Annotated in this window: 6 protein-coding genes; 1 reads left to right on the plus strand and 5 read right to left on the minus strand. The window is 67.3% G+C overall.

Features of this window, described 5'->3' with window-relative positions; all coding sequences use genetic code 11:
- Positions 1–186: 186 nt before the first annotated feature.
- From Ae505Ps2_RS29800 to Ae505Ps2_RS29825, 5 genes are all read right to left on the minus strand, one after another.
- Positions 187–1,392: a site-specific integrase gene (locus tag Ae505Ps2_RS29800; protein WP_075554425.1), complete on the minus strand. Its 1,206-nt coding sequence runs from the start codon at positions 1,390–1,392 to the stop codon at positions 187–189.
- Positions 1,389–1,607 carry a helix-turn-helix domain-containing protein gene (locus Ae505Ps2_RS29805; RefSeq protein ID WP_075296915.1) on the minus strand — a complete coding sequence of 73 codons (219 nt, stop codon included), beginning with the start codon at positions 1,605–1,607 and terminating at the stop codon, positions 1,389–1,391. The genes Ae505Ps2_RS29800 and Ae505Ps2_RS29805 overlap by 4 nt, the downstream gene beginning before the upstream one ends.
- 13 nt (positions 1,608–1,620) lie before the next feature.
- Complete coding sequence (locus Ae505Ps2_RS29810; protein ID WP_249265430.1) at positions 1,621–3,219, minus strand: helitron helicase-like domain-containing protein; 1,599 nt, start codon at positions 3,217–3,219, stop codon at positions 1,621–1,623.
- 65 nt (positions 3,220–3,284) lie between these two features.
- The gene (locus Ae505Ps2_RS29815; protein ID WP_075554427.1) at positions 3,285–4,910 is read right to left on the minus strand and encodes an FtsK/SpoIIIE domain-containing protein; all 1,626 of its coding nucleotides are present in this window, start codon (positions 4,908–4,910) and stop codon (positions 3,285–3,287) included.
- 657 nt (positions 4,911–5,567) lie between these two features.
- On the minus strand, positions 5,568–5,990 hold the full coding sequence (locus Ae505Ps2_RS29825; protein WP_075554429.1) for a plasmid replication, integration and excision activator: 423 nt from the start codon (positions 5,988–5,990) through the stop codon (positions 5,568–5,570).
- Between the two features lie 232 nt (positions 5,991–6,222).
- Between Ae505Ps2_RS29825 and Ae505Ps2_RS29830 the strand changes: the two genes are divergently transcribed.
- A complete protein-coding gene (locus Ae505Ps2_RS29830) occupies positions 6,223–7,065 on the plus strand; it encodes an AAA family ATPase (protein WP_075333750.1) in 843 nt (280 codons plus the stop codon).
- Positions 7,066–8,294 lie beyond the last annotated feature (1,229 nt).

The following is an 8,294-nucleotide window of genomic DNA, read 5'->3' on the forward strand; positions in this document are numbered from 1 at the left end:
CGCAGCGATATCGCTCCGCTGACTGAGAACGCGTTTGAGAAGTGCTCAAAGTTACATCCGATATCCGCGTCGCACCGGTGCCCCACTCGGGCGACCTGCAGAAGTTCCGCCGGCCTTCGCGTTGCGACCATGCGAGAGCCACCGCTGCCGGGCTTCTCAAACACGTTCTGAGCGCGTGGACAGGTATTAGGTATCGAGCGCGTCGTGGACTCCTGCGTTTTGTTCGTCGCGGCCGATGATAGGGCCTTGGCAGCCATGGTGGTGGCGTTCGCGGTCGACCAGCGTGGCGATCTGGGTGGCGATGCGGCGGTCGCGTTCGGTGGTGGCGTGTTGGTAGATAAGTGCGGCGCGCATGGTGCCGTGGCCCATGCGGTGCATGAGTTCACGGGTGCTGGCTCCGGCGGTGGCGGCGAGGTGGTTACCGGTGTGGCGCAGGTCGTGGAAGTGGAACCCGGCCGGTAGCCCGGTCTTGATGATGGTGGTGGGCCAGTTGGTCGCGCGTCCGAAGTTCCCGCGTCGGAGCATGCCGCCGCGTTGTCCGCAGAAGATCAGCCCGTCCGGCGGTGGGCCGGAGTAGGCGGCGATGTGGTTGTCGAGGGTCGCGACGAGGAACGAGGGGAGCGCGATGGTGCGGATCCCTGCCGTGGACTTGGGTGGTCCGGGGCGGAGTCCGCCTCGGCTGAGTTGGGCCAGGCGTCGCCGGACGTGGAGGGTGGCGGTGTCCAGGTCGAGGTCGCAGCGGCGGAGCCCGGCCAGTTCTCCCCAGCGTAGGCCGGTGAACGCGGCGGACAGGATCAGGGCATGGAAGCGTGGAGGCATCGCGTCGGCGAGGTCGAAGACCTGGGTGATGGTGGCGGTGGGCCGTTCGGGGGTGCGGTGTTCACCGGCGCCTTTGATGCGGCAGGGGTTGCGTGTGATGCGGCCGTCGTCGACAGCGGTGGTGCAGATCGCGCGGACCAGGCGGTAGGCCTTCGCGGTGCGGTCTTCGGATCGTCCGGCGGCGAGCAGGGTGGTACGCCAGGTGCGGATGACCGCAGGGCTGAGCTCGGCGAGGTTGATCGGGCCGAGGAACGGGTCGATGTGGTGTCGCCAGATGCTGCGGTACTCCTCTCTGGTGCGGGCGCTGATCTTGTGTTCGGTGATCCACTGGTCGCCGTAATCGCTGAAGAGGGCCTCGCCGAGAGCAGGGTCGAGCCATTCGCGGCGCAGCATCTGGCTCTCGACGAGGATGAGCCACTGGTCGGCGTCGCCTTTACGGTCGAAAGTCTCCGGTGCGGTCTGGCGGTGCCCGCTGTGGGTGAGGTAGCTGGCCTGGTAACGCCCGGAGGGCAGGCGGCGGATGGAACCGAACCGACGTCGCTTTGTCGAGCAACTCTTTTGCCTCGTCATCATCGGCCTCCTCGGTGGTGCCGGGGCCGGTGTCGGTGGCGGGGGAACGGTTCGACTCGTCCTTCGGCGAGCCAGGTGTCGAGGTCGGTCACAGCGAAGCGGACATGTCGTCCGACGCGGTGGAATGCGATCCGCCGGGCTGCGACGAGGCGCCGCACGAACCGCGGGGAGGTGTTCAGGTACTGCGCGGTCTCGGCCACGGTCAGGTACTGCTCCATCGACCGGCCCCTCCTACGCGGCTTGATCGGTAGTTGTCGAACGCTCGTCAGGTGGTGCGTTGCTGGTGGCGAGGAGGGCGGCGTCGTAGTCGGCTCGCCATCGTTGGCGTTGGTGGATGGCGTGCAGGAGCAGGACGGGGCGGGGTGGGACGTCGCTGTCACCGGGGTGTACGGGTTCCCAGTCGAAGGGCCCGTCATCGATCGGGTAGGCGGGTTTCATTCCGGCCTGGTCGAGGAGTTGCCGAACGAACGCCGTCCGTTCCGCGCGGTGGTCGGACAGGGACTTGTTGGACCACTTGCGGGAGACGAGGACGCGGCGTCCGGCGATGCCGAGGTGTTCGGGCTTGTGCGCTTTGCCCGTGCAATGCCCGGGTGTCGTTCCGGGTCGGGCGCCCTTGGGTTCGATGCCGTAGAGCAGCCAGATCGGGCAGCGCGGCGAGCACGGCGTGATCGCGAGTTCGGCGGCCAGGCGGCGGGCGTGCTCGCGCTGCCGTGACGTGGCGGACTCGTCGACGCCGGCGGCTTGCCCGACGCTCTTGGTGAGATACTTGGTCAGGTAACCGATGTGCCGTCCGGCTTCTTCGGTGCCGCCGAGGATTCCCTTGACGTGGACCTGCGGCCCGAACACCACCGTGTGCGCCGGAGCCGCGAGGGCGTCGGGGTCGGTCGCCTCGTCCCAGGTGGGCAGCGGCTCGCGGGTGTCCGGGTCGACGAACGCCTTGTGGTGGTGGTCCCAGCGGGGGAGCCGGTCCCCGCTGTAGACGAGTTCGTCGTGGGCGGGCCACCAGACCTGGTGGTAGGTCGCGGCGGTGATCGCTCGGAGTTCGGCGCGGGGGATGGTGCCGCGGATGGCGGCGTGGAAGTGGGGTGCTCCGCGTTTCTGGGGTTCGACGGTGCCGAAGTACTGCACGTCCCAACCCACACAGCGCCGCGTGTTCTGCCAGAACCGGTCGAGCAGTTTCGGGAAGTGGATCGCATCCCGCGCCGCCCGGCGGTAGTCGTAGGTGTCGGGGTCGAGGGCGGCGCCGTGGCCGTCGACGCGGCCGTAGGTGTCGAGGGTGAGGGTGAGGAACGTGGAGGGCCGGTACTTCCCGCCGAAGACCCGGCCCACGGTGCGGTCCTCCACCGGGCGGCGTGGGAGGTTGGGTGCGTCCTGGCGTCGGCGGGTGGAGCGGCGCACGGTCTGGGGTGTCGGGTCGAGCGGGGCGAGGCGGCCCCGGACACCGAGAGCGCGGAGTTCGGTGTCGATGTCCTCGACGATCTCGCGGATCTCAGCGCACTCGGCTTCGGCACCTGCGGCGAGACAGTCGGTGTAGGCGGCGTGGAAGTCCGCGCGGGCGGCCATCAACTCTTTCTGCGCGTCGGTCGGGTCGGCCGGTTTCACGATGGGTTCGTTGTCGAGGTGCCAGCCTTCGCGGCACTGGACCATGCGTAGCCGTCGGGCTTTGTCCGCGCACGGTCCACACTGGTCTTCCCGGGTCGAACCACACGGCACCGGGACGACCTCGACCCGGCCGCTGGACTGGTCGATCCGCCGCCTCGCCAGAGGGCGGACACACACCCCGTGGTCTGCGGCGAGCTGGACCGCGACATCGTCGGACAGCGCGAGCATCGCCTTCTGCGCCCGGCTGAGCGTGTCCTGATCGACCGGCTCCCGGCCCGCTGTGTCGGTGGGGGTCATGCGGCGTCTCCGATCTTGCGGTGGGCCTCGGGCAGGGTGTCGGTGGGGGCGGGCAGGGTGAGTACCGGTGCCGCCATATCTGCGGGCGGGGCGGTGCGGGTGACGAACGTTTCGAGGTCTTTCACCGTGCCGTCGGACACCCACCCGGCCCGGACACGAAGGGGTTCACGGATGCCGTCGCCGAACAGATAACCCACGCCGGGTTCGTCTTCACCGATCCGGTTCGCCCACGCACCCCGCTCGTAGGCCTGGTCCCCCAGCACCATCGACACGTGGGACTTCGACGCCACGCGCAGGCAGATCCGGCGGGGGAACAACTCCCGCACCGGGACGGTGTCCTTCGTCGGTTCCTGCACATACCCGCGCACCGTGAACCCCAGAGCGCGGCCTTGGGTCGTCAACAGGGCGACGCGGTCGGTGATCGCCTCGCGGGTCTTGCGGTCCCCGCCGTAACGCAGCAGCGCACCGATCTCGTCGAACTCTACAATCTCCAACGGCGTCTCCGTCGTGATCGGGACCAGGCGGGTCGCACCGGCGTAGGCGCGTTTACGGGCTTCCATCTGCTCGACGAGGTCATCGAGCAGGGCGAGTGCGTCTTTCGAGGTGACCGCGTAGCGGTGGAACACCCCGCGTCCGTAGGCCAGCTCCATCCCCTTGGGGTCGATCCCGTTGACCCGCACCAGACCGTCACGGATCGCGGGGGCGACCGAGACCAGCGGCGCCCACATCAACGACCCCTTCCCCGCCCCCGTAGCCCCCGCAACCAGGGTGTGACCGCCGATCAACGACTGCCACCAATCCGTGCCGTACTCGGTGCGCCCCGACCAGACCTTCCCCAGATCAACCGCAGCCCCGTCGATCCCGGACAGCGTCTCGACCCCTGGCGAACGAACCAGGACATCGAGGAGGTTGCGGCGTTGGAAATCGATCGACACCACATTCGGGGCGACCTCCCGGACCTGGCAGCGGCGCACACCCCGGGCCACCGCCAGAGCGCGGGTCGCGGTGTCGAACTCTTCGGGGGTCTGCCCCGCCACCAGCCGGACCCGGACCTCGTCCCACGACGGCCCCGACCGGACCCCCACGATCCGGGGGAGCTGATCAGCCACCGGCCGCGACCGCGACACCACCGGGGTCCGACGCAACGGATTCCGACGCAACGGATTCACCTGCGCCACCGCCGGCCCCACCCGATCAGGGACCGTGAGGTTGCACGAACGCAGCCAGCGGGGCATCCGAGGGGCATAGACCGCCCAGCGCAGCCACCACGCCCGCAGGTGGCGTCCGGCCCCGCGGTCGAACGACACCACCGAGACCCACCACCACACCGACAGCACCAGCACCGCCGCAACACAGCTGACCAGCAGCGACGGCCAGCCCCACAACCAGCACCACCCGACGACCCCGACCGTCGTGATCGTGGTACGCCAATGCCGGACCACCCACACCGCGACGATCACCGTGGCCTTGCCCACCAGCCACACGGTGACGAACACGACCGCGATCGTCGCCACCCCCTCAGCGATCCGGCCGAAGAACTGCCCCAACCAGTGCAGACCAGCCAGCGCCGCCAGCGCCACCAACCCGGCCAGGACCAGAGCACCCGCCGTCGTCGTTGTCATCGCCGGTCCCCGTCCCGCTCCGGGGAACGACGCGGCCCACACACCACCGGCGCCGGGACCAACGCGAGCTGCCCGCGATGATCACCACACCGCCGCCCGCTCTCCGGAGACACCTCGCCCAGCGGGGTCAGACACACCTCACACCACACCGCACGCTCCCCGCCATCGATCTCCGTGGTCGCGTCGGGGCTCATGCCGCAGCCCTCCCCGACATCGAGGTCACAGCGGCCCCAGCCTCACGGCGGGCGGCGACACGTGCGGTGCGATGCAGACGATCCCGCTCCGCCGGAGTCATGGCACCAACCACACCGAAACGGCGGGCCGGGTCCTCCACCAGCAACGCCTCCACCAGACAGATCCCACGAACCCGACAACCGCGGCACACCGCCAACGCAGACTCGGCAGCCCCCGGACGATCATCGACGGGGAAGAACAACCCCGTGTCCATCCCCCGACACGCCGCCCCAGCAACCCAGCTGCGTTCGCCAGCACCGGTCACACCCCCGAGCCGAACGGCAGGGGATGGAGAAAACTCAACGTTCATCTATGCTCGGTGTCCTTCCGAGTCGATCGAGTGCCTGCTACGGCCACAACATGAGACGAGGAAGACCTCGTGGAGGAGCCCGCCACTAACGGGCTCCTCCACACCACACCCGGTCAGGCCGCGTCCTGGTTCTTGCCCGCCTGCCCACGCTGCGGACCAGGGGAACGCATCCCCGCCGCGCGGAAGCTGTAGGCCACACGCGGACGACCACCCGACTCCTGCACATACGGAGTCACCGTCAGGCCGTCGAACTCCACCGGCCGGAACGGCAACCCCCCAGCCGCCTCCGGCGGCACCGGCTGATGCGCCGCCGCGATCTTCACCACCACCGTCTTCTCCGACCGCCGCGCCTCCGGATCAGCATCCAGCACCGACACAGACCACACCGGCAACCCCGACTCCCGATCCACCTGCTGCACCGGACGCCCCTGCGAAGACTTGTCGAAGTCCCGCACCGCCTCCACCTCCGACACAACGAACGCGCCGTGCGGGAACACATCACCCATCGCCACCACAAACCTGTTGCTCCGTGCCATGCCAGCTCCTCCGTCGTTCGCTCTCTGCGTTCAGCTGCAAGCTCTACGTGAAGCTAGCAGTTGACAGTTAAGCATGTCAACTGAATGGCAACGACCTCTTGACGGGGGTGCTGACCAGCTACAACGCTCGCTGCGTTGGTAGAATTTCCGTGCACCGCGCGCGCCGGGGTGCGAGTGGAGCACCGGGCAGCTAGCTAGAGCGGCCGAGCGGGACGGCCAGGAAGTCGAGATCATGGAGCCACTACGACGGACACTGTCGCGGGGCGAGGCGCTGCACGCGCAGATTGCTCGCCACATCGCCAATGACATCTCAGCGGGCCGCCTAATCAACGGCGCGACTCTCCCCTCAACCAAGGCGCTCGCATCCGAGTGGGGAGTTAGCCCCTTCACGATCTCTGAGGCGATGAAGCTCCTTGCTGAGGATGGCCTGATCGTAAACGAGCCGAGGTCCAGGCGGACCGTTCGTGCTCCGAGGCAGGGGCGGCCTGATCTTCGGCGAGACCGCCGCCCGCAAGTGATCTTGATAGGGGGTTATCCAGGTAGCGGAAAATCTGAATTGGCGCGCACTATTGCTCGCGAGGTCGGCTGGGCTGTGATTGACAAAGACACCGTGACTCGCCCGCTAGTGGAACAAGTGCTAGAGGTCCTTGGGCGGTCTCCCCATGACCGCGAATCTGCCGTCTACCTCAAGCAGGTGCGTCCTCGCGAATACGAGGTGGTCGCTGCTGTCGTGACCGAGAATCTCCAGTGTGGTAACAGCGTCATCGCTGATGCCCCTTTCTTGAGAGAGTTTTCTGATCCGGCATGGCTACGTCGCACGATTGACTCCCATGCTGCATTCAATGCAGACACCACCCTCGTTTGGGTTGCCTGTGATGCACGGACGATGCATAGCTATCTTCGTCGGCGCGGAGCAGCCCGGGACGCGACAAAGCTTGCAGATTGGGGGGCTCATCTGGATGGTCTCGATCTTAATTTTCGACCTCCGGTCGACCACTTTGTTGTAGAGAACTCTGCATCAAGTGAGCCGCTTCAGTCGCAGGCTCGCCGGATCATCGAAAAGATCTCAGTATGACCCGCGGGATTCTGCTCTATGGGCCGCCCGCGGCAGGTAAGGACACTGTCACGGCGGCGCTGACTAGCTGCGATATGCGTTTCCACTTGTTTCGTCGTATAAAGTGTGGTCCCGGTAGAACTGATGGTTACCGGATGGTGGATCGATTGGTGTGCGATAGGCTGACTCCCTCCGGTTGTGTAATTTGGCAGAACAGTCGGTACAGCGCTACCTATATTATTGACAGAGTCGGACTAAGGCAAAGTCTCGCTAGCGGTTGGCCAGTTTTGCATCTAGGTCAGCCGGAAGCCGTTGACGCCGTTGTTGCTGCGACTCCAGAGACTCATTGGCTCGTTCTCGCTCTCTGGTGTCCCCGTGATGTGGCAAACAGTAGATTGCAGCAGCGAGGAAGCACCGACCTCCAGGCGCGGCTCGATGCTTGGGACGCCACGCCACTCTTGCCTCCGCCGGCGACGACTTTGGATACCTCGATGGTCACGCCCGTCGACGCCGCCCACCACATCATCGCTTCTTTCAACCGCCATGATGCGTCCGGTGGCTGACCTCGTTGCCGGCGCTGTTCCGTCCGAGCTGGCTTGCAACACGTCGTCTGCCTAGGTCGTGCGTGTTGCCGAATTGTGCTTTAGGGGATCAAGGCGCCGCCTTCGGCGGCGCGGGGTCGGGCACGCCGCCCCCGCCGCTCGCTCACTACACCTCCGGCCCGTTCGCGGCGGCGGGCTCGGCTACCCGACCCCAAACCACCAGGCAGTCGCCTGAACCCCAGAGAGTCGCCGACGGCACGCTTGCACGATGGTCGCCGGTGCTCCTGCTCCGCGTCGTGTCGCGCCGCTGTCGATGCGGGACCGCCGTCCGTCCGCCCTGTAGGCCGGGCGTGCCGCCCGAGGTGCCTCCGGCGGCCGGGCTCCGCCCGAACCCGACACCGCTCGGAGATCGGGGGGAGTGCGGCAGGGCTGGTGATCTCCTCACGGCGCGCCGAGACGGCAACCAGGCCGAGGGGCGGGGTGCAAGGCTGAACCCCGTGCCTTGCACCCCGCCCCTCGGCCTGGCAGGGGTGAACCCGCGCCGCGAGGAGATCACCAGCAGGGCCGGGCGCGTGGGAAAAAAAGACACCCGACGGGGTCTGGTCGTGCAATGAGCGTGCGAGTACTGGCGGACAACCACGGTCACTCACGGTCAGTCACGGTCAGTCGACCGGCGCAGGCCGCGCAGGTGGACAGCGCATTGACCGC

It is taken from the genome of Pseudonocardia sp. Ae505_Ps2, from assembly GCF_001932425.1.
Taxonomy (GTDB): domain Bacteria; phylum Actinomycetota; class Actinomycetes; order Mycobacteriales; family Pseudonocardiaceae; genus Pseudonocardia.